Genomic DNA, 25,199 nt, shown 5'->3' with positions numbered 1-25,199 from the left:
ACCGGTGGCACACTGGAGGCATGGCCCTTCACATCACCGGAGACACCGCCGCCGACGAGCTGCTGACCGACAATCCGCTGGCCCTGCTGGTGGGGATGCTCCTCGACCAGCAGGTTCCGATGGAGACCGCGTTCGCCGGCCCGCTCAAGATCGAGCAGCGCACCGGCGCGACCGACGCCGCGACGATCGCCCACATGGCACCGGACGAGTTCCTCGAGGCCTTCAAGCAGACCCCCGCGGTGCACCGGTTCCCCGGGTCCATGGCGACGCGCGTGCAGACGCTGTGCCAGACCCTCGTCGACGACTGGGACGGCGATGCCGCAGCCCTGTGGACCGAGGGCGACCCGTCGGGGCCCGAGGTGCTGAAGCGACTGAAGGCCCTCCCCGGCTTCGGCGAGCAGAAGGCGAAGATCTTCCTCGCCCTCCTCGGCAAGCAGTACGGTTTCACCGGCGAGGGCTGGCGCGAGGCATCCGCTCCCTACGGCGAGGACGGCTCGTACCGCAGCGTCGCCGACATCGTCTCGCCCGACTCGCTCGCGAAGGTGCGCGAGCACAAGAAGGCGATGAAGGCCGCGGCGAAGGCTCCGAAGTGAAGCCCACGGGGGACGACGTCGCCGGGCTCATCGCCCGTTCCTCCCCCGCCGTGCGCCGCAGGGACGCCGAGACGCTGACCGCGCTCATGCAGGAGGTCACCGAGCGCGAACCGCAGACGTGGGGGACGATCATCGGGTTCGGCTCCTGCCACTACCGCTACCCGACAGGGACCGAAGGCGACAGCGGACTGCTCGGCTTCGCTCCGCGCAAGGCCGCGACCACGATCTATCTGTTCGACGGGGTCGGCGCGCACACCGAAGCCCTGGCGAAGCTCGGACCGCACACCACGGGCGTCGGGTGCCTCTACATCAAGGACCTGGAGCAGATCGACCTCGACGTGCTGCGCGGCATCCTGGAACGCTCACTCGCCTGGGTCGAGGCGGGCGGCACCTCCGAGGTGCAGCTCACCGTCACGGGCTGACGCGCGAGATCCCTCTCCGCGTACCCGTTCAGCGCAGGACCTCGACGAGCGCCACCCACGACACCACCACGGCCGAGACGATCGCGAGCAGACAGCCCGCCGCCGCGAGGTACAGCCCGGCCGGATGCCCGATCCACACCAGCACGCCCGCGGCGAGATAGGCGAAGATCGGCAGGAAGCCGACCAGGTACTTGAGCGGACGGGCGCGATCCTCGGGGCTCGGATCGGTCGCGATGATGCGCGTCGCGTGCACCTGGAACACGGCAGCCAGCAGCGACGCGACGACGGCGGCCGCGCCGAACCAGGGGCCGTCGATGTCGGGGATCAACCCCAGCGCCGACATCGCGAGCGCCAGGAGCAGGGCGGCGATCCCGGCGAGGAGCCGTGCTGTCAGAGTGCGGGACTTGACGATCTCGGCGATGTTCACACTCGCGGCGACGATCACGAGTCCGGCGAGCGCGGCCGTCGCCCCCCGCCATCGCGACGTTGAACTCGCTCCACGGCTCGCGCATGCCGACATGCTAGACCCACCCGTGCGACGGACGCACGGGTGGGTCTGGGCAGCAGAGTGGGGTTCGACAGTCAGCGGACGTCGGCGAAGAACGCCCGGATGTCGTCGGCGAGCAGGTCGGGACGCTCCAGAGCGGCAAAGTGCCCGCCCTCATCGAAGCGGCTCCAGTGCACGATGTTCGCGTTGTCGCGCTCGGCGAAGACCCGGATCGTCTGGAAGTCGTCCGAGAACACGGCGACACCCGTGCGTGCGGTGTTGATCCGCGGCCCGGCATCCTCGGCGGCGTCGGCCGCGGCGTCGGCCCTGGCGTTCTCCAGATAGCTGCGGTTCATGCCGGATGCCGCGTTCGCGAACCAGTTCACACTCACCTCGAGCAGGATCTTCTCCAGCGGAACCAGAGAGGTGCCGTTGCCGAACGAGTTGAACAGCTCGCTGTAGGCGAGCAGCCCGACCGGGGAATCGCTGATCCCGACCGACACGGTCTGCGGGCGCGAAGAGTTCATCGTGTTGTACCCGCCGACCGACTGGAACCACTGCATGTGCTCGAGGCCGGCGTAGTCCGCGGGCTCGAGCTTCTCGAACTCGGCCGGGTCGCCCGAGGGGAACGAGAACAGCTGCAGCACGTGCAGTCCGAGGAAGCCCGCAGGCTCGAGCAGGCCCAGCTCACGCGCGACCATGGCGCCGTTGTCCGAGCCGTGGATGCCGTAGCTGTCGTAGCCGAGCCCGCGCATCAGACGGTCATAGGCCGCCGCGACCCGCGCCGTTGTCCACCCGGCAGAGGCGAGCGGCTGCGGGAAGCCGTAGCCCGGAGCATCCGGGATCACGACGTCGAACGCGTCTTCGGCACGGCCGCCGTGCGCGACGGGGTCGACGAGGCGATCGATCACGGCGAGGTAGTCGACCGACGAACCGGGGTAGGTGTGCGCGAGCAGCAGCGGCGTCGCACCCTCGTGAGCCGAGCGCACGTGGAGGAAGTGGATCGTCTGGCCGTCGATCTCGGTGGTGAAGTGCGGGACGGCGTTGATCCGCTCCTGGGCTGCTACCCCGTCGACGCCACGCGAGGATCCGTCGGCGGCTACCGCCTCGGCGCCGGTGGCAAGCTCCCTCCGCTGCTGCTCGACGATGAGGAAGCCGTGGCCGTCACCGTGGGCCTGCGGGCCGCAGCCGGGATCGCCGGCGTCGAGGAGGCCGGAGCACGGGCGCTCGCCAAGCTCGAACAGGTATTGCCATCGCACCTGCGCCCCACGGTCGATGCGCTCCGCTCGAGCGTCGACCGCGCCCCGGAGAACAACGACACCGACGCCCCGGACCCCGAGGTCGACGCCGCGTCACTGCAGGCCATCGCACGTGCGATCGGCGACGAGGAGTGGCTGCGCTTCGACTACGAGGGCGCACCCGTGCTGGTCGAGCCGTACCGACTGCTCACCTGGGTGCGGCGCTGGTACCTGGTCGCACGCGATCCGCAGACCGACGAATGGGGCACGTACCGGGTCGACTGGATGCAGCTGCGGATGCCGACGCGACGCTCCTTCACGCCGCAGCCGCTGCCCGGGGGGTGACTACACGGCCTTCGCCATGCGGACCATCGCCGTGAGCGGGTGGATCGTGCATGCCCGGCTGCGCATCGACGCGCCGGCTGCGGCCGTGCTCGACCGGATCCACGCTGCGGTCGGGATCGTCGAGCCGGTCGACGACGAGCACTGCATCCTCGTCACGGGTGCGGACAGCCTCGACACCGTCGCCGCCTACATCGGCATGCTGATGATGGACTTCACGGTCGAGAGCCCACCCGAGCTGCTCCCCCGCCTGCAGCTGCTCACCGAGCGCTACGCGCGCGCCGTGGCGAGATCATGAGGCACGTCGAAACCCACACTCCCCGTCGAGACCCACTCCCACACCCGCTGACCACGATGGGTCTCGGCGATGAGGATGGGTCTCGACGATGACTGAGGGTGCTCAGGCGCCGCGCAGGCGCTCCGCGAGGTACGCGTGCAACTCGTCGATCGAGACGCGCTCCTGCGCCATGGTGTCGCGGTCGCGCACCGTGACGGCACGGTCGTCGAGCGAGTCGAAGTCGACCGTGACGCAGAACGGGGTGCCGATCTCGTCCTGGCGACGGTAGCGGCGGCCGATCGCCCCCGCGTCGTCGAAGTCGACGGCCCAGGAGCTGCGGAGCGTGTCGGCGACCTCGCGAGCGAGCGGCGAGAGGTTCTCGTTGCGCGACAGCGGCAGCACGGCGGCCTTGACCGGAGCCAGGCGCGGGTCGAGCTTGAGCACGGTGCGCACGTCGGTGCCGCCCTTGGCGTTAGGCACCTGCTCCTCGCGGTACGCGTCGACGAGGAACGCCATCATCGCGCGCGTGAGACCGAACGACGGCTCGATCACGTACGGGGTGTAACGCTCGCCGGTGGCCTGGTCGAAGTACGTCAGGCTCTGGCCGGACGCTTCGCTGTGGCTGGAGAGGTCGTAGTCGGTGCGGTTGGCGACGCCCATGAGCTCGCCCCACTCCTTGCCCGCGAAGCCGAACTTGTACTCGACGTCGATCGTGCCGGCCGAGTAGTGCGCGCGGTCGTCTTCCGGAACGTCGAACTGGCGCATGTTCTCGGGGTCGATGCCCAGGTCAATGAACCAGTTCCAGCACGCCTCGACCCAGTGCTCGAACCACTCCTGCGCCTCGGCGGGCGGCGTGAAGAACTCGATCTCCATCTGCTCGAACTCGCGGGTGCGGAAGATGAAGTTACCCGGCGTGATCTCATTGCGGAACGCCTTGCCGACCTGGCCGATGCCGAACGGCGGCTTCTTGCGGCTGGCGGTGAGCACGTTCGAGAAGTTCACGAAGATGCCCTGCGCGGTCTCGGGGCGCAGGAAGTAGAGGCCCGACTCGTCGTCGACGACGCCGAGGTAGGTCTTCACGAGACCGGAGAAGGCCTTGGGCTCGGTGTACTGCCCCTTGGTGCCGCAGTTCGGGCAGGGGATGTCGGCGAGCCCGTTCTCGGCCTTGCGGCCCTTGCGCGCCTCGAAGTCCTCGATCAGGTTGTCGGCGCGGAAGCGCTTGTGGCACTGCAGGCACTCGACCAGCGGGTCGGTGAAGGTCGCGACGTGACCCGAGGCCTCCCAGACGCGCTTGGGCAGGATGATGCTGGAGTCCAGCCCCACCATGTCGCCGCGGCCGCGCACGAAGGTCTGCCACCACTGGCGGCGGATGTTCTCCTTGAGCTCGGTGCCGAGGGGGCCGTAGTCCCAGGCCGACCGGGAACCGCCGTAGATCTCACCCGCTTGGAACACGAACCCGCGGTGGCGGGCGAGGGCGATGACCTTGTCGAGGCGGGACTGTTCGGCCATGGTGGCTCCAATGGTCGGATGCGGGAGGAAAAACCCGTGAACACGGGCACCTCATTCTATCCGTGGTTCCCGCGCGCTCCCTGGCCTCGGCGGCTGCGTCAGAGTACCGTCCTTGGGATGAGCACTGCAGCGCGAACACCGCGGACCCGCGACGACGACACCCGTTTCTTCGGGCAACCGTGGGCCCTGGTGCACATCTTCGGCGTGGAGATGTGGGAGCGCTTCAGCTTCTACGGCATGCAGGGCATCCTGCTCATCTACCTGTACTACTCGGTCACACTGGGCGGCCTCGGCATCCCCGAGGCGGTCGCGGGCGGCATCGTCGGTGCCTACGGGGGCTCGGTCTACCTGTCGACGATCCTCGGCGCCTGGCTCGCCGACCGACTGTTCGGCTCCGAGCGGGTGCTGTTCGTCAGCGCGATGGTGATCGTGGCCGGTCACCTGGCTCTCGCGTTCCTGCCCGGCGCCGTCGGGGTGGGCGTCGGTCTGGTGCTGGTCGCATTGGGCTCCGGCGGACTCAAGGCGAACGCGACCTCGGTCGTCGGCAGCCTCTACAGCGCGGAAGATCCCCGGCGGGATGCCGGCTTCTCGCTCTTCTACCTGGGCATCAACCTCGGTGCGTTCCTCGGACCGATCCTCACCGGCATCCTGCAGTCGTCTCTCGGATTCCACTACGGCTTCGGGCTCGCCGCCATCGGCATGACCCTGGGACTCATCCAGTACTCGTTCGGCCGCAAGGCCCTTCCCGCCTCGGCACGGGAGGTGCCCAACCCGCTTCCGAAGTCCCGCTACGGCCTGGTCGGGCTCATCGCCGGCGCCGCGATCGTGGCCATCGCCGTCCTGGTGCTCACCGGTGTGATCCGCGCAGACAATCTGGCCACCCTGGTGATCGTCGTCACGATCGTCGCCGCGGTCGCGTACTTCTCGGTGATCCTCGGCAGCCGTCGCATCGACGCCACCGAGCGATCGCGGGTGTGGGCCTTCCTGCCGCTGTTCATCACCAGCGTCGCGTTCTGGTCGCTGTACCAGCAGCAGTTCACGGTGCTGACGATCTACTCGGACCAGCGCCTGGATCGGAATCTGTTCGGATGGGAGATGCCGGTGTCCTGGGTGCAGTCGATCAACCCGGTGTTCATCATCATCCTGTCCGGCGTCTTCGCGGCGATCTGGACCCGCCTGGGAAAGCGTCAGCCCTCGACGCCCGTGAAGTTCGCTCTGGCGGCGATCATCATGGGATCGGCGTTCCTGCTCTTCCTGCCGTTCGCCGGCGGAGGGGCGAACTCCACGCCGCTGCTGGCCATCGTCGGGATCCTCTTTGTGTTCACGGTCGCCGAGCTGCTCATCTCGCCGGTCGGCCTGTCGGCTTCCACCAAGCTCGCACCGACGGTGTTCCGCACGCAGATGGTCGCGCTCTTCTTCCTGTCGATCGCGCTCGGCACCGCCATCTCGGGCGAGCTCGTACGGTTCTACGATCCGACCGACGAGGTGCCGTTCTTCTCGATCCTCGGGGGCATCGCCATCGTGGTCGGCATCGGACTGCTGCTGAGCGTCAAGCCCGTGCTGAAGCTCATGCGCGGAGTGCGCTGAGCACACGGGCCACGAGAATCACGCCGTGAAGAGCGTGCTCACGCGGTGAAGAGGTAGCCCCGCGCGGTGTCGTAGCCGGCGATGCGCAACCCGCTGCCGAGCAGTCCCTCCATCTGCGCCCGCAGACGCAGACGCCACTCGTGGGCGGCTGCCGGGTCGGACTCGCGCAGCGCCTCGATGTCGGCGGGGATGGCCAGAGTTTCCACGACCGCGTCGTCAGCCGGGGGCTTGGCGATGTCGGCGAGCGCCCACTCGACATCGAGTCGGTCGCTCTCATCGCCCGCGTCGCCGCCGCCGAAGATGCCGTAGCGGTTCACCGAGTAGCCGGTCGCGCGGGCGCCCAGCACGGTGAAGAAGAAGTGGGCGTTGCGTGCCACGAGCGGATCGAAGACCCACGTGATGCGACCGACGTCTCGGGAGAAGGCCCACTGCCGCTGGTGCTCCTTGAGCTCGCGCCCCCAGCCGCGACCGCGGTACTCGGGCAGCAGCGCGGTGATGTGGGAGTGCATCGCACGGCGGGCGGGCTCGCCGAAAAACGCGATCGACGCGCCGACCATGCGCTCCTCGTCGCCCTCGCCGTCGAAGAAGCCGACGACGTAGTTGCCCGACTGCTGCAGGGCGCGCAGGGTTCCGGCATCCACCACGCGCTGCGGACCCCGAATGGAGTCGAGCAGGCCCTGGGCGTCGAGGATGAGTTCAACGGTGTCGAGGTCACGGATGGTTCGCACGCACCCAGTCTGCCCCTCCTCGGCCCGTTCGAGGAATCGGAACCTCGATGTCACCGCATCGGGAACGCCTCTCCCCCACCCGCGGCGAGCGCCTCGGCGACGATGCGGATGTGCTCCTCGGCCATCTCCTGCGGGATCGGCGGCAGGATCCCGTCCCAGAACGACAGCACCGCACCTCGCCCTTGCATCATGCCGGCGGGGCGTCCCATCGCCCACAGGTGCAGATGCGCCGAGCCGTCGTTCCACCGCCCGAAGTGACACCGCGCGACGCCGGGGACGCTCTTCACCGCCTGCGAGACCCGCTGCATCAGGGGCCCGAGCGCCGCGAGCACCTCGACCGACGCGTTCTCGAGCAGCCAATGCTCACGCGGGGCGATCGCGCCGATGAACGGCAACCCTCCGATCTCCCACCCCGCGCGCACCTGCCAGTGATCGTCGTGCCAGATCGTGAACTCGCTCGGGGCGCAGGGTCCGCATTCGGCCGGGTCCAGCTCGCCGCCGCGGGGCTTCTCCGGCACCAGCATCGGTTCAAGCGGTCGCATCGTGATCGTCTCGAAGGCCCACGGCAGTCCCTCGGCGACGGCGGAGGCGTCGAGTGCCTCGCCGATCGGGAGCCTGCGGTGGAACGCGGAATCGGCGGGATGCTGGTCGATCGTGGCGTCGTCGCTCATCTCCCCATGCAATCACGGACCGCGTGCCACCCGGTCGATCGAGCCCGGGTGTTCGACCCCGCGCCAGTCGATCGCCGATAGCCTGAGTCGGTGGGTGCGAGCGAGGACAGAGCCAGGAAACGTCTCTCCCGGACCCCACCCAAGTGGGCGATCGTCGCCGTGCTCGCCTTCGCGGGCCTGTGCTCCTCTTTCATGTTCACGCTGGTCGTCCCACTGCAGGCCGAGCTCCCGCAGCTGCTGAACGCCTCCCGCGAGGACACCACCTGGGTCGTCACCATCACGCTGCTCGTCGCCGCCGTCGCCACCCCCATCTCGGGCCGGCTGGGCGATATGTACGGCAAGCGCCGGGTCGTGATCGCGCTGCTCGCGATCCTGATCCTCGGCTCCGTGATCGCCGCGGTCTCCGGTTCGATCGTCGGAGTCATCATCGGTCGCGCACTCCAGGGTGCGGTGACGGGGGTCGTCCCGCTCGGCATCGCCATCATGCGCGACGTGCTGCCTCCGGAACGGCTCGGCACCGCCGTGGCCCTCATGAGCGCGACCATGGGCGTCGGCGGAGCGATCGGCATGCCGGTCGCCGCCCTCCTCGCCCAGCCTGCGGGCCTCGTGATGATGGTGATCTCGCCCTCTCCGGCTGGCTGGAGCGCACCGTGGGTCCGCGCCCGCTGTTCACGGTCGGCGCCACCGCGATCGTGCTCGCCTACGTCTTCGTGCTGCTGTGGTCTTCCGAGGTGTGGCACGTCCTCGTCGCGAACCTGCTGATCGGCGTGGGCATCGGGTTCACGTTCGCCGCGATGCCGATGATCATCATGCGCTCGGTCCCGGCCAACGAGACCGGCGCATCGAACGGCCTGAACGCGCTGTTCCGCTCGATCGGAACGTCGGGAGCCTCGGCCGTGATGGGCGGCGTGCTCGCCGCGATGAGCATCGACATCGACGGCGTGGCCGTGCCCACCAGGGCCGCTTTCGAGGTGTGCTTCTGGCTCGCGATCGCCGCCGGGGTGATCGCGATGGTGCTGTCGCTGTTCATCCCGAAGCAGCGCGCGTCCGAGCAGCATCCGTCGCTGCCGGGGTGAGGACGCCTCGCGCGTTCAGCGGGAGATCGTGCGCGGGTCGGGGTCGTCGTCGCGCGGTGTGCGCAGCCGGTCAGGGATCGGCCACGCCAGGATGAACCGCGCCGTCGCAGGCCGCGTCATGTCGCCGAAGTCGTCGATCTTGACGACGATCCGCCCCGGCGCACCGTCTTCGTCGGGCGTCACCTCGAGGATGCGCACCCGCAAGGGGCGCTCGTCCTCGCCCTCCAGCATCCACGGATCGGCGAGCCAGGCGATCCCGTGCTCCTCCAGCGCCGCTTCGGCTTCGAGCCACTCCGTCGCTGCGGTGACGGGCCGCCCGAGCACATCGACGCCGACCCAGTCGTCGCCGGCGGGGTGGATCCATCCGAGCAGTTCGCCGTCGTCGCGACGGTGCGGGGTCCAGTCAGGTCGTGGCATCCCTCGATGCTAGCAGTGCGTGTATTCCATGAGCTCGACGCCGAGCACCCGGAAGGCGTCGTGCGCACGCAGGCGGTGCGTGATCGAGAGATCGTCGAAGCACACGATGAGCGAGTAGGCGACGCCGGCGCGGGGCCCGGCCAGCACACCAGCCTCGGCCCGAACCCCGCGATCGCGGCCGGTCTTGTTCACGAACAGCAGGCCGTGGGCATCGTGATCGTGCGCGAACGGATCGAGACCCGTGGATGCCGCGACCAGGCTCAGGTCCTGATTCAGGCTCAACCACTCCGACACCTGTGCGCTGACGGCGGCATCGACCACCTGCGAGTTCACGAGGGCGGAGAAGAGTCCGGCGAGCTCGCGTGCGGACCCCACGGCCACCTGCGGGGCGTCGTCAGGACCACGGTGGTCGCGGAAGCGGTCGAGAAGGGCCGTGCGGCGCAGACCCAGCGACTCGATGCGCTCGCGCACCCGGTCGTGGCCGACCTTGTGAAGCAGAGCGTTTACCGCGATGGGATCCCCCGCGGTCGCCGCCATCACGGCGAGGTCTTCCAACGGCAGGGCCGGTGCGTGCAGATGCCGCCACAGACCCGAGGTCTCCACCGGCTCGAGGCTTTCGCGTTCGACGATCTCGAACGGATCGAGAGCACCGCTCTGGAAGCCGGCAGCCACCTCGATCAGCAGAGGCACCACTCCGAGACCCGCGATCGGCATCGTGACATGGTCGTCGCCGGCGAGCACGTGCACATGGTTGTCGAGGTCGACGACGTGCACCGAGACCTGCGCCCCGGAGTCGACCAGGCCCTCCAGCGAACGCAGCGTGGCGGTGAACGACCGGCGTCCGGCAGCGGCGCGTCGGGGAAGCCGGCGACTGGTGCGCTGCGAGCGGCGACCCGCACCGGAGGCCTCCTGGGCAGCGCCGAGAGACTCGGGGGCCGAGGAGTTTCGGAGACCTTCACCAGGCTCGAGAGCGCCCACGCTGATCCTTAGGGGGGTGGATGTGCGGGATACCGAGGGGAGACGCTCCCCAGCGGCAGGGCTATCGTAACCCCACCGCCGGGGGACGGTTCACAGAGTGTGACGATTGGTCACCAGATGGTCACTCGCGACGCCGCAGGCAGCCAGAGGGCGTCGTTCTCGCTCACGCCGAACGCCTCGTAGAACGCGTCGATGTTGCGCACGATCTGGTTGCAGCGGAACTCGTTCGGCGAGTGCGGGTCGATCGTCAGCAGGCGCAGCGTCTCGGCGTCACGGCTCTTCTGCTGCCACACCTGCGCCCACGAGAGCAGCAGGCGCTGCACACCCGTGTATCCATCGATCACCGGGGCCTCCGCGCCGCCGAGCGAGAGCTCATAGGCCTTGAGGGCGATCCCGAGGCCGCCGAGGTCGCCGATGTTCTCGCCGATCGTGAGCGCGCCGTTCACGTGGTGCTCGGCGTCGAGGCCCTCGGGCACCAGCGCGTCGTACTGGGCGATCAGCGCCTTGGTGCGCTCCTCGAACGCCGACCGGTCGGCATCCGTCCACCAGTCCTGCAGGCGACCGTCGCCGTCGTAGCGGCTGCCCTGGTCGTCGAAGCCGTGGCCGATCTCGTGGCCGATGACCGCACCGATGCCGCCGTAGTTCGCCGCCGCGTCGCGACCGGCGTCGAAGAACGGGTACTGCAGGATCGCCGCGGGGAACACGATCTCGTTCATGGACGGGTTGTAGTAGGCGTTGACCATCTGCGGCGGCATGTGCCACTCGGTGCGGTCGATGGGCGTGCCTACCTTGTCGATGTTGCGGTCGTGCTCGAAGATCGAGGCGCGGCGCACGTTGCCGAACAGGTCGGCCCTGTCGATCTCGAGGCTCGAATAGTCGCGCCAGACCTCGGGGTGCCCGATCTTCGGGGTGAAGGAGTCGAGCTTGGCGAGTGCGCGCTCGCGGGTCTCGGCCGTCATCCACTCCAGCTCGGTGATGCTCTGCCGGTACGCCTCGATGAGGTGGGCGACCAGCTCGTCCATCGCGGCCTTCGCCGTCGGCGGGTAGTGGCGCTCGACGTACACCTTGCCGATCGCCTCTCCGAGCGCACCCTCGGTGAGCGAGACGCCGCGCTTCCAGCGCTCGCGGATGGTGGGGACGCCGGTGAGCTCGGTGCCGTAGAACGAGAAGTTCTCCTGCACGAGATCGTCGGTCAGGTACGGGGCCGCGGCGTGCACGGCCTTGGCGCGCAGCCATGCCTTCCAGTCGTCCAGGCGCTCGGCGGTCAGCAGCGACCCGAGGCCTTCGAAGAAGCTGGGCTGCGAGACGACGACCTCGTCGAAGGCCGCAGGGTTCGACGGCGAGACCGCCTCTCGCCACGGAGTCAGGTCGACGCCGGCGAGCGCCTGCAGCTCTTCCCACGTCTTGAGGTTGTACGTCGCCACCGCATCGCGGCTGCGCACGTTGTCCCAGTGATGACCGGCGAGCTCGGTCTCGAGCGCGATCGCACGGTCGGCGTTCACGGCGGCATCGGCCACGCCCGCGAGGCCGAGCAGACGCTCGAGGTGCGCACGGTACGCGGCCCGGGTGTCGGCGAAGGTGTCGAGACGGAAGTAGCTCTCGTCGGGCAGCGACAGACCGGCCTGCACGAGCACCGGAACATAGCGCTCGGGGTCGCCGGGATCGCCGTCGACGTACAGGCCGATGATCGACGCACGGCCGTCGCGGTCGTAGGCGCCCACCGTGCGCAGGAACGTCGGAACGTCGGCGATCGCATCGATCTCGGCGAGCGTGTCGGCAAGCGGCGCGACGCCGGCGGCATCGATGCGCGCGGTGTCCATGAAGCTCGCGAACAGGTCGCCGATCTTGCGGGCGAGAGTGCCCTCCGGGGCATCCTGCGACTCCTCGATGATCGCGCGCACGTCTTTCTCTGCCTGCTCGGCGAGAAGATGGAACGAGCCCCAGCGCGCCTTGTCGCCCGGGATCTCGGTGCGGGCGAGCCAGGCGCCGTTCACGTGACGATAGAGGTCGTCCTGCGGGCGGATGTCGGAGCTGAACTCATCAAGGGCGAGGCCCACGGGAAGAACGTCAGTCATGCTCCCCAGCCTATGACCCGCCTCCCCCAGACGGCAGGAGCACGTTCATGCGGAACCCCTCATCGGTGCGCTCGGCGAACACCTCCCCGCCGTGAGCACGTGCGAGACCGCGCGCGATCGACAGCCCGAGGCCCGCGCCGGAGGCCACCCCGTCGCGATCGGTCGGAGCCGTGCGCGCCGCATCCTCGCGCCAGCCGACGTCGAACATGCGGTCCAGATCCTCCACCGCGACCCCGGCGCCGTGATCGAGGATGCCGAGCACGAGACGGTTCCGGTCGATCTCGGTGGCCGAGATGACGATCTCCGTGCCGCGTGGGGCGTGCCGGATCGCATTGGTCAGCAGGTTCACGATGATCCGTCCGAGCTGATGCGGATCCTCCCAGAGCACGTGCGCGCCCACCCCGCGCTCGACGATGCGCACGCCGTGGCGGGCGGCGGCGGCCGCGACATCCGCGACGGCATCCGAGACCACATCGAGCAGGTCGACCTGCTGCGTCTGCAGCTGCACCGCTCCGGAGGTCAACCTCCTGCCCGGTTCGGGACGGTTCGGGATGGACGGATGGTTGCGTGCACGTCGGTCGCGAGCGACCGGGCGGAGACCCGGGTGAATCCGTCAGCTGCGGCGCCGCACGCGGAAGCGTCGGCGTCGCGGCTGCTCAGCGGGGGCGGCCTTCGGCCGCGCCGCCCGACGCTCCGCCCAGGCGGCCACCTCGGCGTCGACGTCGCGGGGTGACGTGACGACGGGCGGACCGCCCTGAAGCTGGCGGCGCGCTTCCCGCACACGCCGGTTGAAGTCTTCGACGACGGTGCGCACATCCGACTCGCGACCGAGCAGATCGAGCTGGTCGTTCAGTTCCCGGTCTTCCGTGCGCAGCAGGATCGCCGGGGGCCCGAGACCGGTCAGGTTCTCGGTCTCGATCTTCCGGCGGATCCACCAGTCGGGGTCGTGGTGGGTGCCGAGTCCTTCGAGGGGCTTGCCCGCGCCGGGCAGGTCGTCGAACTCTCCGCGGCGGATCGCCACCTGGATGGCCGTCTCGATGAACGCGGCACGATCGACGGCCGCAGCGATCCCCGGCGGCGTACCCGACTCCTCGTCGCCGTCGGCGCTCTCACCGTTCTGCCTGCTGGCGAGATACCGCGCCGCCGCGTCTCGGGGATCCGTCATGAGGCACCTCCGTGCATCCGAGCTCCCTCCCACCCTACGACGGAGGCAGCACGGAAGGCGGGGTCGGTCCCAGGTCATAGGCTCGGAGGATGACCGCGCGTGCCTCCCTCAATCGAGACATCCTGCGGTTGGCCGTCCCGGCCCTCGGCGCTCTGATCGCGGAGCCGGCGTTCCTGATCGTGGATGCCGCGCTCGTCGGACACCTCGGAACCACCCCCCTCGCCGGTCTCGGCATCGCGGGCGCCGTGCTCCAGACGATCGTCGGGCTGATGGTCTTCCTGGCCTACTCGACCACCCCCGCTGTCGCCCGACGCTTCGGGGCGGGGCAGCCCGGCGAGGCCGTCTCCGTCGGCGTCAACGGCATGTGGCTCGCGCTCGGGCTCGGCGCCGTGCTCGCGGTGATCGGCGCCGTCTCCTCTCCGTGGCTGGTCTCGCTGTTCGGTGCGGGTGAAGCCGTCGCCGCTCAGGCGAACGAGTACCTCGTGATCTCGATGTGGGGCCTGCCGGCGATGCTCATCGTGTTCGCCGCGACCGGGCTGCTGCGCGGCATGCAGGACACCATGACGCCGCTGTGGATCGCGGGACTCGGTTTCGGTGCGAACGCCCTGCTCAATTGGCTGTTCATCTACGGACTCGGCTGGGGCATCGCCGGATCCGCCGCCGGAACCGTGACCGCGCAGTGGGGGATGGTCGCCGCCTACGTGCTGGTCGTCCGCCGCCTCGCCACGCGTCACAGCGCCTCGTTGCGCGCGCAGAGCGCGGGCCTGCGCAACACCGCGACGTCAGGTGGATGGCTGTTCCTGCGCACCGTGAGCCTGCGCGTGGCCCTGCTCGCGACCGTGGGTGTGGCGACCGGCATCGGCACCGACGAGCTCGCCGGGTGGCAGATCGTGTTCACGATCTTCTCGGCGGCGGCCTTCGCCCTCGACGCGCTCGCGATCGCGGCCCAGGCGCTCATCGGCAAGGAGCTCGGAGCCGGAGACAAGCAGCAGGTGCACCGTGTGCTCGCCCGCACCGTCGCCTGGGGAGCCTGGTTCGGCGTGATCGTCGGCGGACTGATCGCCGCAGCTTCCGGGGTGCTCGGAATCGTCTTCACGGGCGATGCCGAGATCGCGGCGCTCGTGCAGCCCGCGCTGCTCGTGCTCGCGGTCGCCCAGCCGATCGCCGGTGTCGTCTTCGTGCTCGACGGGGTGCTCATGGGGGCGAACGACGCCCGATACCTCGCGATCGCTGGTGGCCTCAACCTGGTGCCGTTCCTGCCCGCGCTCTGGATCGTGGCCGCGACCGGGGTCGACGGCACCGCCGGTCTCGTCTGGCTCGCGCTCGCCTTCTTCGGCGTCTACCTTCTCGCACGGCTCGTCACCCTGGGGTGGCGCGTGCGATCGGGGCGCTGGCTTGCCGCCGCGGCCTGACGGCGAGTGGTCTCATACGGAACCACAGGTATGGACACTGATCGGCGTCTTCGCCGCGGGGATGTTCGGCACCATCACGCTGATCTCGACGATGTTCCTTCGCACGATGCAGAACGGGTTCGCGAGCGTGCGGACCGAGATGCGGAGCGAGTTCGCGAGCGGGCGGACCGAGATGCGGAGCGAGTTCGCGAATGTGCGGACCGAGATCGGAGCGGTGCACGGGCGAATCGATCACCTGGATCGCGACGTCAACGCGATCTACCGTCACCTGTTCGGCATCGACCGCGGGTGACCGGCGCCGACCGGGACGACCGACGCCGACCGGTCAGGCGATCTCGAGCTCCGCGATCACGATCTTCTTCATGTGCATCAGTGCCTGGATCTGCTCCGGCCGCTGCTGCAGAAGGTCGAGCCCGGTGGGGATGACCTGCCAGCTCACGCCGAACCGGTCCTTGCACCAACCGCACGCCTCCGATTCGGGGACCGCGGACAGCGCCTGCCAGTAGTGGTCGATCTCCGCCTGGTTCGCGCACTCGATCACGAACGAGATCGCCTCGTTGAAGGCGAACTTCGGCCCGCCGTCGATGCAGCCGAACCTCGTGCCGTTCAGGGTGAACTCGCCGTTGATGACCTTCCCGGTCATCCCTTCGAAATGCTCGCTGAGGTTCTCGTCGGGGTAGAGGGTCACGCTGTCGATCGACGAGTTCGGGAACACCGAGACGTAATAGTCCATCGCCTCCTGCGCACTGTCGACGAACCAGAGATACGGACGGATGGGTGCGACGCCTGCCATGTCGGCCTCCTCGATCGGCACTCACGCTACGCCCGCGGTCACCCCCTGTCGAGAGGGTCTCGGCGCGGGCTCAGCCCGCGTATCTCCGGCACCACTCGTACATGATCACGGCGGCTGCCGCGCTGGCGTTGATCGAACGGGTCGAGCCGTACTGGGTGATCTCGATGTGCGCGGAGGCAGCGGCGAGCGCCTCGTGCGAGAGCCCCGGTCCCTCCTGACCGAACAGCAGCACGCAGCGCTGCGGCAGGTCGGCTCTGTCGACCGGCACCGCACCCTCGACGTTGTCGACTGCGATGATCGGGAGCGCTTCGGAGGCGGCCCAGGCGGCGAACGTCTCGACGTCTTCGTGGTGCACGACGTGCTGGTAGCGGTCGGTGACCATGGCCCCCCGCTTGTTCCATCGACGGCGACCGATGATGTGCACGGTGTCGGCGAGGAAGGCGTTGGCGCTGCGCACGATCGACCCGATGTTCATGTCGTGCTGCCAGTTCTCGATCGCGACATGGAACGGATGCCGCTGCGTGTCGAGGTCGGCGACGATCGCCTCCATCCGCCAGTAGCGATAGCGGTCGATCACGTTGCGGGTGTCTCCTGCAGCGAGGAGCTCGGGGTCGTACTGCTCACCGGCCGGCCACGCATCCTCGCCCCCCGGCCAGGGGCCGACGCCGTAGCCGGGCTGGGCGATCGAACCCGTGCTCACCGCGTCCGCGGGAACGTCGGGGGTCGTGCTGTCCGGCGCGGCGTCTTCCATCCCGCCAGGCTATCGCCGCCGCGCACTCCTGCCTGCCCTCGCCCCTGCGAACGCGACCCGAGAACGGAGCGCCCGGGATATTTAGGTGGACCGAAAAAAGCGCTACGGTTTCGGTGTGCCTAAAAATTCCTCACTTCCGATGACGGCTCCGGCCGCGCCCGCGGCCCGGGCTCCGCGGAGCCTGTGGCTGCTCGGACCCGCCCTCGTCGCCGGCGTCGCTTACCTCGACCCCGGCAACGTCGCCAGCAACATGACCGCAGGCGCGCAGTACGGCTACCTGCTGGTGTGGGTGGTGCTCGCCGGCAACGTGATGGCGTGGCTGATCCAGTACCTCTCCGCCAAGCTGGGGGTCGTCACCGGGCAGAGCCTTCCCGAAGTGCTGGGCGCACGGCTGAAGCGGCCCTGGGCGCGCCGCGCCTACTGGCTGCAGGCCGAGCTCGTCGCGATGGCCACCGACCTGGCCGAGGTCATCGGCGGCGCGGTCGCCCTCAATCTGCTGTTCGATGTGCCGCTGCTGCTCGGCGGCCTGATCACCGGTGCGGTCTCGATGATCCTGCTCACGGTGCAGAGCCGGCGCGGCGCCCGTCCGTTCGAGTTCGTGATCATCGGGCTCATGGCCATCATCACGATCGGCTTCGTCGCCGGTGTCTTCGTCGCACCACCGGACCCGGCAGGAGTCATCGGCGGGATGGTCCCCCGCTTCCAGGACACCGGCTCGGTCCTGCTGGCCGCGTCCATCCTCGGGGCGACCATCATGCCGCACGCGATCTACGCGCACTCCTCGCTCGCCCGCGACCGTTTCGGTGCGACAACCTCCCATGCCGGCGACGAGGCCGTGCGCACCGAGACCTCGCGCATCCGCCGCCTGCTCACGGCCACCCGCTGGGATGTCTCGATCGCCATGGTGATCGCCGGTTCCGTGAACCTCTGCATCCTCCTGCTCGCCGCAGCGAACCTCGCCGGCGTCGAGGGCACCGACTCGCTGGAGGGGGCCCATGCCGCCCTCGCCGCCGGACTCGGACCGGTCGTGGCGACCTTCTTCGCCGTGGGTCTGCTCGCCTCGGGCCTGGCCTCGACCTCGGTCGGCGCCTACGCCGGGGCGGAGATCATGCACGGCCTGCTGCATGTGCGCATCCCGCTGCTCGTGCGTCGACTGGTGACGCTGATCCCCGCGCTCGTGATCCTCGGCATCGGCTTCGACCCGACGCTCGCCCTGGTCCTCAGCCAGGTGGTGCTGTCGTTCGGCATCCCGTTCGCGCTGATCCCCCTGGTCGTGCTCACCGCGCAGCGACGCACCCTCGGCGCCTGGGTCAACCGACGGTGGACGACGGCGGCGGGGGTCCTCGCCTCTGTGCTGCTGATCGCGCTCAACGGCGCCCTGCTCTGGCTGGTGCTGACGGGAGCCTGAGCCCGGATAGGCTCGATGCATGTCTGCCGAGAGCGCCCGCCGCAACGTCCGCATCCTCACCTGGATCGGCTTCGCGACCGGCGTGATCGGCGGCCTGCTGATCACCTTCCCCACGGTCATCGGCCTCGCCAGCCCCTGGGTGCAGGTCGCGCTCGGCGTCGCCACGCTCGTGATGGCATTCCGTGCGCGCAAGATCGGCATGGCCGAGGTCGAGGGGTTCGACGGCCGACTGTCACTGGCCGCCGCCCTCCTCGGATTCCTCGTCCTGTTCTTCGCCGGTCAGGCCGCCTTCATCATCCTGACGACAGTGGGCTGATCCGCGCGAGGATCGGGTCGGCGCGGAGCGCGAGCGCCAGCGGCAGGACGACCGGGGTGATCACCGCGGCGAGGTCCCAGAACGATCCGGTGGCGTACGCGTAGATGCCGCACACTGCGAACACGATCGCCGGCAGCAGTGCCGGGGTGAGCACCGGCTCGGTGACCTGGATCACGAACTCGGCGAGCTGCAGGGTGATGTTCATCTCCTGCACCATGAACGCGAGGACCGTGAGGATCATCACGAACAGCATGCTCTCGATACCCTCGAGCGCGGCATCCAACACCCCACGGATGCTGAGCCGGCGCTGCACGAGCACGATCACCAGAGTGACGGCGAGAGCCGCGGCCCCCTCGGCCCGCCGCTCGTCGTCGGTGGTGCCGAGCGGGAAGACGTCGCCGTCTCGCTCCGCCCGGATCGCGTCGCGCTTGATCACGCCGAGCTTCGACAGCCAGCCGATGCTCATCAGCAGGGCGACGGCGAGTGCCGCCCACCCGACGAAGATGAACGGGATCGCCTGCAGGTAGGCGCCGAACCCCGGGCCGCCGACCGTGACGCCCTGCGCCTCGAACAGACCGGAGAAGAACAGCGCCCACGTCGAGACGGGGACGAGCACGGCGATGGGTGCGGCCGTCATCTTCATGATCGCGCCGAGTTGCGTGCGGGGCACGCGGTAGCGATCGGTCACCGGCTTCATCGAGGTACCCGTGGTCAGCACGTTCAGGTAGCTGCCCGCGCGCGGCTCAGCACGGACCCAGCCCGGCGCACGTTCGAGATCGGCGCGCGCGCCCTCATCCACGGACTCACCGCATGGGCACGCGAGAGCACCACGTAGGCTGGTCCGGTGGCATCCCCTGCAGCTGACGACTATCTGAAGACCGTCTACGCGCACACCGAGTGGCAGGACGCACCGATCACTCCCTCGGTGCTCGCCGCGAAGCTCGGCATCGCTCCGTCGTCGGTCACCGAGATGGTGAAGAAGCTCGCCGCCGCCGGACTCGTGTCGCACGTGCCCTACGGTGCGGTGCGACTGACGGAGGCCGGCACCGCCCGCGCCCTCGCCATGGTGCGCCGGCACCGGCTGGTCGAGACCTGGCTGGTACAGGAGTTCGGCTACGGCTGGGACGAGGTGCACGACGAGGCCGAGGTGCTCGAGCACACCATCAGCGACCGGCTGCTCGAGGGCATCGATGCCCGTCTGGGACGCCCCCGCTTCGACCCCCACGGCGATGCGATCCCCGACGCCGACGGCCGCATCGAGCGCGAGCCGTTCGTGCTGCTCGCGGATGCGCCGGTCGGGCACACGGGGCGCGTGCTGCGGGTCGACGACCGCGACCCCGAGCTGCTCCGAGCCCTCGAGCCCCTCGGGCTGACGGTCGCATCGACCGTGACGGTCACGGCATCCGGGGTCGAGATCGACGGAACGGAGACGGCGCTTCCCGACGAGGCGGCACAGGTGGTCTGGCTCAGCGCCTAGCTCCCTCTGCAACACGGTCAGGTGCGCGTCACCCCTGCCCTCTAGGCTGTGCACATGGCACAACGTGATGACATCGAATGCTGGCTCACCGACATGGACGGCGTGCTCGTCCATGAGAACGACGCCATCCCCGGAGCCTCCGAACTGCTCGCCGGCTGGGAGAGCGCGGGCATCCCGTACCTGGTGCTCACCAACAACTCGATCTTCACCGCTCGCGACCTGTCGGCACGCCTGCGCATCAGCGGACTGCACGTGCCGGAGGAGCGCATCTGGACCTCGGCGCTCGCGACCGCCGATTTCCTGAAGCAGCAGCTTCCCGGAGGCTCGGCGTTCGTGATCGGAGAGGCCGGCATCCTCACCGCGCTGCACGACGCCGGCTTCATCATGACCGAGACGAACCCCGACTTCGTGGTCGTCGGCGAGACGCGCAACTACTCGTTCGAGGCGATCACCAAGGCGATCCGCCTCATCATCGGCGGCGCGCGCTTCATCGTCACGAACCCGGACGCCACGGGCCCGAGCACCGACGGACCGCTCCCGGCCACCGGCGCGATCGCCGCCCTCATCACGAAGGCCACGGGCAAGGAGCCCTACGTCGTCGGCAAGCCGAACCCGATGATGTTCCGCTCTGCACTGAACAAGATCGGCGCGCACTCGAAGCGCACGGGCATGATCGGCGACCGCATGGACACCGACGTCGTGGCCGGCATCGAGGCGGGCCTGCACACCGTGCTGGTGCTGACCGGCATCAGCGACCAGGCCGAGATCGAGAAGTACCCGTTCCGCCCCGACGAGATCGTGCAGTCGGTGGCCGACCTGCTGCCGCGGATCACCGAGACGATCACGACGGTGAAGACCAAGAAGTAGCCCATGGGCGCACTGGACGACGGCGAGCGGATCAGGGCGGCGGATGCCGCGGTCTGGCGCGCTTGGCTCGCCGAGAACCACGAGCGCACGGGAGGCGTCTGGCCCGTGCGTGTGTTCGACGACGGGACGGACGACCATGCCTCCGGGCAGTGGTTCTCCCCTCGGCGCCCCGGCAGCGGGTGGGCAGCGACGAACAAGGCGCGCATCGCCGAGCTCGAAGCCGCGGGACTGCTCGCCCCGGCCGGCATCCGCGTGCTCGAGGCGGCGAAGGCGAACGGCTCCTGGACGCTACTCGACGGACCGGAAGCCGGGATCGAGCCCGACGAGTTCACCGCCGCGCTCGATGCCGTGCCCGTCGCGCGTGCGAACTGGGATGCGTTTCCGAAGTCGATCAAGAAGTTCGGTCTCACGCAGATCGCGATGGCCAAGCGGCCGGAGACGAAGACCGCCCGCATCGCGAAGATCGTGGCGGATGCCGCGGAGGGGAAACGTCCATGAACCAGAACGACCTGCTGTTCCTCGTCGTCTTCCTGATCCTGCTCAGCTCGCTGACGGTGTTCGTCGTGCAGTTCGTGCGCTCGCGCCGCGGACGCGGCGGCTCGGACGACGGCCGCGCCGGCTGGTGGGAAGGCCCCTGGGACGACGACGACCGCAGGCGCTGAGCCTGCGGTCGCCGGAGAACTCCGTTCAGGACGCCAGCGAGGCTCCAGGGATCGCCGCGAGCAGCTCGCGCGTGTAGGGATGCTGCGGGTCGTCGAAGATGCGCTCCGGCGTGCCGCTCTCGACCACGACGCCGCGCTGCATGACGTGCACCTCGTCGGAGATCATCCGCACCACGGCGAGGTCGTGACTGATGAAGAGGTAGCTCAGGCCCAGGCGCTTCTGCAGGTCGGCGAGCAGGTCGAGGATCTGCGCCTGCACCAGCACGTCGAGCGCCGACACCGCCTCGTCGAGCACCACGAGCTCGGGTTCGAGCGCCAGGGCGCGGGCGATCGCGACGCGCTGGCGCTGCCCACCCGACAGCTCGTGCGGCAGGCGCTCCGCCATCGCCGCGGGCAGCGCGACCTGCTCCAGCAGCTCGAGCACCCGGGCATGCCGCGACGCCGTGGTGCCGATGCGGTGCACGCGCAGCGGCTCGGCGATCGACTGCTCGACCGTGTAGCGCGGATCGAGCGAGGCGTAGGGGTTCTGGAACACCGGCTGCACGCGACGGCGCAGGGCGAACAGCTCCTTGCGGCGGAGCGTGGTCAGGTCGAGCCCGTCGAACAGGATCGACCCCGACGTGGCGTCTTCGAGTCCGAGCACCAGGTTCGCCGTGGTCGACTTGCCTGAGCCCGACTCGCCCACGATCGACACCGTGGTGCCGCGGCGGATCTCGAAGCTCACGCCGTCGACCGCCGTGAACGTCTGCGGCTCCCCGGCCTTGGGGGCGCGGAGGGCGAACTCCTTGCGGAGGTCGCGGATCTCGACGAACGGCGTCCCCGTGGCGGCCTCGCGCTGCGGCAGGACATCGCGGCGCGAGGCGAGACTGGGCGCCGCAGCGAGCAGCTGCTTCGTGTACTCGTGCTGCGGGGCGCCGAGCACCTGCGCCGAGGTGCCCTCCTCGACCACCCGGCCGCGGAACATGACGACGATGCGATCTGCGCGCTCGGCGGCGAGGGCCAGATCGTGCGTGATCAGGAAGACCGCGGTGCCGAGCTCGTCGGTGAGCGTGTCGAGCTGGTCGAGGATGCGGCGCTGCACCGTCACGTCGAGGGCGGAGGTGGGCTCGTCGGCGATCAGCAGGCGCGGCTTGCAGGCGAGGCCCATGGCGATCAGCACGCGCTGGCGCATGCCGCCAGAGAACTCGTGCGGGTACTGGTGGGCGCGCTGCGCGGCATCCGCGATCCCCACCATCTCCAGCAGCTCGACGACTCGGGCCTTGGTGGCGTCGCCGTGCGTGTGGCCGTGCACCTCGAGCGCCTCGCCGATCTGCTCGCCCACGCGCATGAGCGGGTTGAGGTTCGACATCGGGTCCTGCGGCACGAGGCCGATCCCGGCACCGCGGAGCGAGATCATGGCGTTCTCGGGGAGGTCGGTCAGCTCGCGTCCGTCGAAGCGGATGCTGCCGGCCGTGATCACCCCGTTCTCGGGGAGCAGACGGTTGACCGCGGCCGCGGTGGTGGACTTGCCCGACCCCGACTCCCCCACGATCGCGACGGTCTCACCGGCGGCGATGTCGATGTCGACGTCGCTGATCGCGGTGACCAGCTCGGAACCGGTCCGGAAGGCGACGGCGAGGCCGCTGATGCTCAGCACGGGCTCGGTGGTGCTCATGGTGTTCTCGTTCCTTCGTTGTCGTCGGGATCGTTGTCGTCGGGATCGTTGTCATCGGGATCGTTGTCTTCGGGATCACTGTCGTCGGGCACGAGCGCGGGGAGTGCCGTGCGCCAGAGCGCCTCGGTCGGTGCGGGCTCGACGGCGAAGAGGCGGGTGCTCAGCAGCACCACCGCCGTGCCGGTGCCCGGAAGGAGTCCGAGCGCGCATCCTGTGTAGCCGGGGTGCCAGAGCAGACGGGTCCGCTCACCGGCGACCGCGATCGCATCGCTGCGCCAGCCCAGTGCCTGTCCGGGGTCCGGTCCGTCCCGGAACAGCTCGGCGACGGCATCCGGATCCCACAGCTCAGGGTGCCGCTCGGGCGCGGCCAGCGCGGCACCGAGGGTCAGCAGATCACCGGCGGTGCTGAAGAGTCCGGCGTGACCTGCGACGCCGCCGAGGGCGTGGAAGCAGTTGCCGTCGTTCACGACTCCGGCGATCTCGTCGTCGCGCCAGGTGAACTCCCGCGCGGTCGTGAGGATCGGATAGGGCTCACCCGTGACCACCATGCGACGCTCGGCGGCATCGCCGACGGCGGAGGAGGCGACGGGCGGGGCGAACGGGCCGTATCCGGTGCGGTCGAGGCCGAGGGGTGCGGTCACGAGCTCGCGGACGGCGGCATCCAGCGGCGCGCCGGTGACGGCCGCGATGATGCGGCCGAGGAGCATGAAGCCGAGGTCGGAGTAGTGGCGGCCTCCGTCCAGGCCGTAGCGCAGCGGGATCGCATCGACCGCGGCGGCGGGGTCGATGGTGTGCTCACGATCGAGGTAGAGCGGCTGCCATTCCCAGAGTCCTGCGCGGTGCTGCAGGAGGTGGCGCACGGTGGTTCCCGCCGCGCACGCGGTGCCGCGGACGAACCGCTCGACCGGGTCGTCGAAGCCCAGCTCGCCCCGGCTCACGAGTCGCAGGATCGCGGTGGTGGTCGCGGCGACCTTCGACACCGAGGCGATGTCGAACGCGGTCTCGGTTGTCATCGCCGTTCCGGCGAGGTCCGCCAGACCGCCGGCGGCGATGTCCCGCCCGGCATCGGTGACGATACCCGCGACCACGCCGCGAGGGGCGGACTCCATGGCGAGCACGGCGCCGACGGCTTCGGCGGCGGTCATGCGCGCACCTCCGCGCCGACGGGGAGGTCGAGCAGGACCTCGGGGTGCGCATCCGCGGCGAGGGCGCTGATGCCGAGACCCGCGTCCGCCTCCAGCAGCAGAACGTCTCCGGATGGCACGACGCCGCCGATCACCGGCGACCGCTGCAGCCAGAACGCCGCATCCAGGTCGTGCACGACACCGGGGGCGACGACAGCTGCGAGGTGGGCGGCGGCGCTCACTCCGACATGCGACTCCATCATGCAGCCGATCACGACACCCAGGCCCGCCTCTCGTGCGGCTTCCGCGGCGGCGAGGGCCTCGGCCAGTCCACCCGTCTTGGCGAGCTTGATGTTCACGAGATCGGCGGCTCCGCGCTCGGCGACCCTGCGCACGTCCTGGGCCGTGCGCACCGACTCATCGGCCATGATCGGGGTGTCGACGGCCGCTGTCACGGCGGCGAGAGCATCGAGATCGTGCGCGGCGACGGGCTGCTCGACGAGTTCGATCCCGAGGCCTGCGTCTTCGGCGGCACGGATCACGCGGATCGCGGTCTCGGCGTCCCAGGCCTGGTTCGCGTCGATCCGCAGCGTGACGTCGGGCCCGACCGCGGCACGAACGGCGCGGAGTCCGGCGACCGTGTCGTGCGCAGCGGAGGCCTTGAGCTTGAGGCACCCGAACCCCGCGGTGACGTACTCCTCGGAAAGCGCTGCCACCGCATCCGGCTCCCCCACGGACAGGGTCATGTCGGTGCGGATGCGCGACGTCCTCGAGGAGTCGTGCACGGCGAATGCGCGAGACAGGCAGGCCGCGAGCGAGACCCCCTGCTGCTGTGCGGCGAGATCCGCGACGGCGCACTCGACCGCGCTGCGGGCGGCGGCGTTGCCCCAGATCGACCGCGTGATGTCGACAGCAAGTCCGGGGTCGCCGGCGTCGCGACCGCGTACGGCCTCGGCGAGCGGACCTGCGACGGCGGCGGCGACACTCTGCGGGCTCTCCCCCGTGACGCGCCAGCTCGTGGCGGCCTCACCGTATCCGCGGCGCCCGTCGGCGTCGGTCGCCTCGACGAGCACGACGTCGAGGTGATCGGTCTGGCGCACGGCTGTGATGAACGGCCGCACCAGGGGCGACGGCACCCGGAGCACGCGCAGGCGCATCACCGCGCTCATG

The 25,199-nt window shown here is 69.6% G+C and carries 29 protein-coding genes and 1 pseudogene; 14 read left to right on the top strand and 16 right to left on the bottom strand.

Features of this window, described 5'->3' with window-relative positions; genetic code table 11:
- The first annotated feature begins 20 nt into the window (after positions 1 to 20).
- Positions 21 to 593 carry an HhH-GPD-type base excision DNA repair protein gene (locus KY497_RS05045; RefSeq protein ID WP_218683034.1) on the top strand — a complete coding sequence of 191 codons (573 nt, stop codon included), beginning with the start codon at positions 21 to 23 and terminating at the stop codon, positions 591 to 593.
- Positions 590 to 1,015, top strand: coding sequence for a DUF1801 domain-containing protein (locus KY497_RS05040; RefSeq protein ID WP_219869975.1), 426 nt, complete (start codon positions 590 to 592; stop codon positions 1,013 to 1,015). The genes KY497_RS05045 and KY497_RS05040 overlap by 4 nt, the downstream gene beginning before the upstream one ends.
- A gap of 28 nt (positions 1,016 to 1,043) precedes the next feature.
- On the opposite strand, the gene KY497_RS05035 is transcribed toward KY497_RS05040, so the two are convergent.
- Together KY497_RS05035 and KY497_RS05030 are read right to left on the bottom strand one after the other, a co-directional pair.
- Entirely contained in the window at positions 1,044 to 1,535 is a 492-nt protein-coding gene (locus tag KY497_RS05035; protein ID WP_258185913.1) for a hypothetical protein, read from the bottom strand.
- Between the two features lie 62 nt (positions 1,536 to 1,597).
- On the bottom strand, positions 1,598 to 2,506 hold the full coding sequence (locus tag KY497_RS05030) for an alpha/beta fold hydrolase (RefSeq protein ID WP_375140928.1): 909 nt from the start codon (positions 2,504 to 2,506) through the stop codon (positions 1,598 to 1,600).
- Here KY497_RS05030 and KY497_RS16875 point away from each other — a divergent pair.
- Positions 2,492 to 3,085 carry a helix-turn-helix transcriptional regulator gene (locus tag KY497_RS16875; RefSeq protein WP_373695253.1) on the top strand — a complete coding sequence of 198 codons (594 nt, stop codon included), beginning with the start codon at positions 2,492 to 2,494 and terminating at the stop codon, positions 3,083 to 3,085. The two genes, KY497_RS05030 and KY497_RS16875, sit on opposite strands and share 15 nt — an antisense overlap.
- A 16-nt stretch (positions 3,086 to 3,101) precedes the next feature.
- Positions 3,102 to 3,380: a WYL domain-containing protein gene (locus KY497_RS16620; RefSeq protein ID WP_258185912.1), complete on the top strand. Its 279-nt coding sequence runs from the start codon at positions 3,102 to 3,104 to the stop codon at positions 3,378 to 3,380.
- A 102-nt stretch (positions 3,381 to 3,482) separates the two neighbouring features.
- Here the strand turns inward: KY497_RS16620 and KY497_RS05020 are convergent, their stop codons facing one another.
- A complete protein-coding gene (locus KY497_RS05020) occupies positions 3,483 to 4,868 on the bottom strand; it encodes a glycine--tRNA ligase (protein ID WP_017829557.1) in 1,386 nt (461 codons plus the stop codon).
- A 117-nt stretch (positions 4,869 to 4,985) separates the two neighbouring features.
- Here KY497_RS05020 and KY497_RS05015 point away from each other — a divergent pair, with 117 nt between their 5' ends.
- Positions 4,986 to 6,455: a peptide MFS transporter gene (locus KY497_RS05015; protein WP_219869974.1), complete on the top strand. Its 1,470-nt coding sequence runs from the start codon at positions 4,986 to 4,988 to the stop codon at positions 6,453 to 6,455.
- 38 nt (positions 6,456 to 6,493) lie between these two features.
- Here the strand turns inward: KY497_RS05015 and KY497_RS05010 are convergent, their stop codons facing one another.
- Positions 6,494 to 7,183 (bottom strand): GNAT family N-acetyltransferase, encoded by a 690-nt coding sequence (locus KY497_RS05010; RefSeq protein ID WP_055866209.1) that lies wholly within the window; start codon positions 7,181 to 7,183, stop codon positions 6,494 to 6,496.
- A gap of 50 nt (positions 7,184 to 7,233) precedes the next feature.
- Positions 7,234 to 7,854: a hypothetical protein gene (locus tag KY497_RS05005; protein ID WP_219869973.1), complete on the bottom strand. Its 621-nt coding sequence runs from the start codon at positions 7,852 to 7,854 to the stop codon at positions 7,234 to 7,236.
- A gap of 90 nt (positions 7,855 to 7,944) precedes the next feature.
- Between KY497_RS05005 and KY497_RS05000 the strand changes: the two are divergent.
- Positions 7,945 to 8,930 (top strand): annotated as a pseudogene (locus tag KY497_RS05000) (MFS transporter).
- A gap of 15 nt (positions 8,931 to 8,945) precedes the next feature.
- On the opposite strand, the gene KY497_RS04995 reads toward KY497_RS05000, so the two are convergent.
- The 5 genes from KY497_RS04995 to KY497_RS04975 all read right to left on the bottom strand — a co-directional run bounded on the left by KY497_RS04995 (position 8,946) and on the right by KY497_RS04975 (position 13,565).
- The gene (locus KY497_RS04995; RefSeq protein ID WP_141388082.1) at positions 8,946 to 9,347 is read right to left on the bottom strand and encodes a hypothetical protein; all 402 of its coding nucleotides are present in this window, start codon (positions 9,345 to 9,347) and stop codon (positions 8,946 to 8,948) included.
- 9 nt (positions 9,348 to 9,356) lie between these two features.
- Positions 9,357 to 10,325 carry a serine hydrolase gene (locus KY497_RS04990; protein ID WP_219869972.1) on the bottom strand — a complete coding sequence of 323 codons (969 nt, stop codon included), beginning with the start codon at positions 10,323 to 10,325 and terminating at the stop codon, positions 9,357 to 9,359.
- Positions 10,326 to 10,435: 110 nt separating this feature from the next.
- Positions 10,436 to 12,400 carry a M13 family metallopeptidase gene (locus KY497_RS04985; RefSeq protein WP_219869971.1) on the bottom strand — a complete coding sequence of 655 codons (1,965 nt, stop codon included), beginning with the start codon at positions 12,398 to 12,400 and terminating at the stop codon, positions 10,436 to 10,438.
- Between the two features lie 10 nt (positions 12,401 to 12,410).
- A complete protein-coding gene (locus tag KY497_RS04980; protein WP_258185910.1) occupies positions 12,411 to 12,923 on the bottom strand; it encodes a sensor histidine kinase KdpD in 513 nt (170 codons plus the stop codon).
- 90 nt (positions 12,924 to 13,013) lie between these two features.
- A complete protein-coding gene (locus KY497_RS04975) occupies positions 13,014 to 13,565 on the bottom strand; it encodes a DUF1992 domain-containing protein (protein WP_055874714.1) in 552 nt (183 codons plus the stop codon).
- An 89-nt stretch (positions 13,566 to 13,654) separates the two neighbouring features.
- Here KY497_RS04975 and KY497_RS04970 point away from each other — a divergent pair, with 89 nt between their 5' ends.
- Together KY497_RS04970 and KY497_RS04965 are read left to right on the top strand one after the other, a co-directional pair.
- Complete coding sequence (locus tag KY497_RS04970) at positions 13,655 to 14,977, top strand: MATE family efflux transporter (RefSeq protein WP_219869970.1); 1,323 nt, start codon at positions 13,655 to 13,657, stop codon at positions 14,975 to 14,977.
- Positions 14,978 to 15,038: 61 nt separating this feature from the next.
- Positions 15,039 to 15,269: a hypothetical protein gene (locus KY497_RS04965; RefSeq protein ID WP_218682697.1), complete on the top strand. Its 231-nt coding sequence runs from the start codon at positions 15,039 to 15,041 to the stop codon at positions 15,267 to 15,269.
- Between the two features lie 33 nt (positions 15,270 to 15,302).
- Here KY497_RS04965 and KY497_RS04960 read toward each other — a convergent pair whose 3' ends face one another.
- Positions 15,303 to 15,770, bottom strand: coding sequence for a VOC family protein (locus KY497_RS04960; protein ID WP_218682696.1), 468 nt, complete (start codon positions 15,768 to 15,770; stop codon positions 15,303 to 15,305).
- Positions 15,771 to 15,840: 70 nt separating this feature from the next.
- Positions 15,841 to 16,521, bottom strand: coding sequence for a TrmH family RNA methyltransferase (locus KY497_RS04955; protein ID WP_229779049.1), 681 nt, complete (start codon positions 16,519 to 16,521; stop codon positions 15,841 to 15,843).
- 139 nt (positions 16,522 to 16,660) lie between these two features.
- Between KY497_RS04955 and KY497_RS04950 the strand changes: the two genes are divergently transcribed.
- Both KY497_RS04950 and KY497_RS04945 read left to right on the top strand, forming a co-directional pair.
- Positions 16,661 to 17,929 carry an Nramp family divalent metal transporter gene (locus KY497_RS04950; protein WP_127483116.1) on the top strand — a complete coding sequence of 423 codons (1,269 nt, stop codon included), beginning with the start codon at positions 16,661 to 16,663 and terminating at the stop codon, positions 17,927 to 17,929.
- Between the two features lie 19 nt (positions 17,930 to 17,948).
- Positions 17,949 to 18,245, top strand: a complete 297-nt coding sequence (locus KY497_RS04945; RefSeq protein WP_219869969.1) for a hypothetical protein — start codon at positions 17,949 to 17,951, stop codon at positions 18,243 to 18,245.
- Here the strand turns inward: KY497_RS04945 and KY497_RS04940 are convergent.
- The gene (locus tag KY497_RS04940) at positions 18,223 to 19,044 is read right to left on the bottom strand and encodes a Na+/H+ antiporter NhaC family protein (protein WP_258185908.1); all 822 of its coding nucleotides are present in this window, start codon (positions 19,042 to 19,044) and stop codon (positions 18,223 to 18,225) included. The genes KY497_RS04945 and KY497_RS04940 overlap by 23 nt on opposite strands.
- A 45-nt stretch (positions 19,045 to 19,089) precedes the next feature.
- Here KY497_RS04940 and KY497_RS04935 point away from each other — a divergent pair, with 45 nt between their 5' ends.
- From KY497_RS04935 to KY497_RS04920, 4 genes are read left to right on the top strand one after another with little or no spacing between them, the layout of a single operon-like run.
- Entirely contained in the window at positions 19,090 to 19,722 is a 633-nt protein-coding gene (locus KY497_RS04935; RefSeq protein WP_141388066.1) for a metal-dependent transcriptional regulator, read from the top strand.
- A gap of 54 nt (positions 19,723 to 19,776) precedes the next feature.
- On the top strand, positions 19,777 to 20,589 hold the full coding sequence (locus tag KY497_RS04930) for an HAD-IIA family hydrolase (protein WP_021198233.1): 813 nt from the start codon (positions 19,777 to 19,779) through the stop codon (positions 20,587 to 20,589).
- 3 nt (positions 20,590 to 20,592) lie between these two features.
- Entirely contained in the window at positions 20,593 to 21,087 is a 495-nt protein-coding gene (locus KY497_RS04925) for a YdeI family protein (protein ID WP_219869968.1), read from the top strand.
- A complete protein-coding gene (locus tag KY497_RS04920) occupies positions 21,084 to 21,251 on the top strand; it encodes a hypothetical protein (protein ID WP_167497469.1) in 168 nt (55 codons plus the stop codon). Before KY497_RS04925 ends, KY497_RS04920 begins: the two co-directional genes overlap by 4 nt.
- A 25-nt stretch (positions 21,252 to 21,276) precedes the next feature.
- Here the strand turns inward: KY497_RS04920 and KY497_RS04915 are convergent, their stop codons facing one another.
- The 3 genes from KY497_RS04915 to KY497_RS04905 are packed head-to-tail and all read right to left on the bottom strand — an operon-like array spanning position 21,277 to position 25,198.
- A complete protein-coding gene (locus KY497_RS04915; RefSeq protein ID WP_219869967.1) occupies positions 21,277 to 22,905 on the bottom strand; it encodes an ABC transporter ATP-binding protein in 1,629 nt (542 codons plus the stop codon).
- Positions 22,902 to 24,050, bottom strand: a complete 1,149-nt coding sequence (locus KY497_RS04910) for a serine hydrolase (protein ID WP_219869966.1) — start codon at positions 24,048 to 24,050, stop codon at positions 22,902 to 22,904. Before KY497_RS04910 ends, KY497_RS04915 begins: the two co-directional genes overlap by 4 nt.
- Positions 24,047 to 25,198 carry an enolase C-terminal domain-like protein gene (locus tag KY497_RS04905; RefSeq protein WP_219869965.1) on the bottom strand — a complete coding sequence of 384 codons (1,152 nt, stop codon included), beginning with the start codon at positions 25,196 to 25,198 and terminating at the stop codon, positions 24,047 to 24,049. Before KY497_RS04905 ends, KY497_RS04910 begins: the two co-directional genes overlap by 4 nt.
- Position 25,199 lies beyond the last annotated feature (1 nt).

This window comes from Microbacterium sp. PAMC22086, assembly GCF_019443525.1.
Lineage (GTDB): Bacteria > Actinomycetota > Actinomycetes > Actinomycetales > Microbacteriaceae > Microbacterium > Microbacterium maritypicum.
This window is presented reverse-complemented; position numbering and strand designations above follow the sequence as displayed.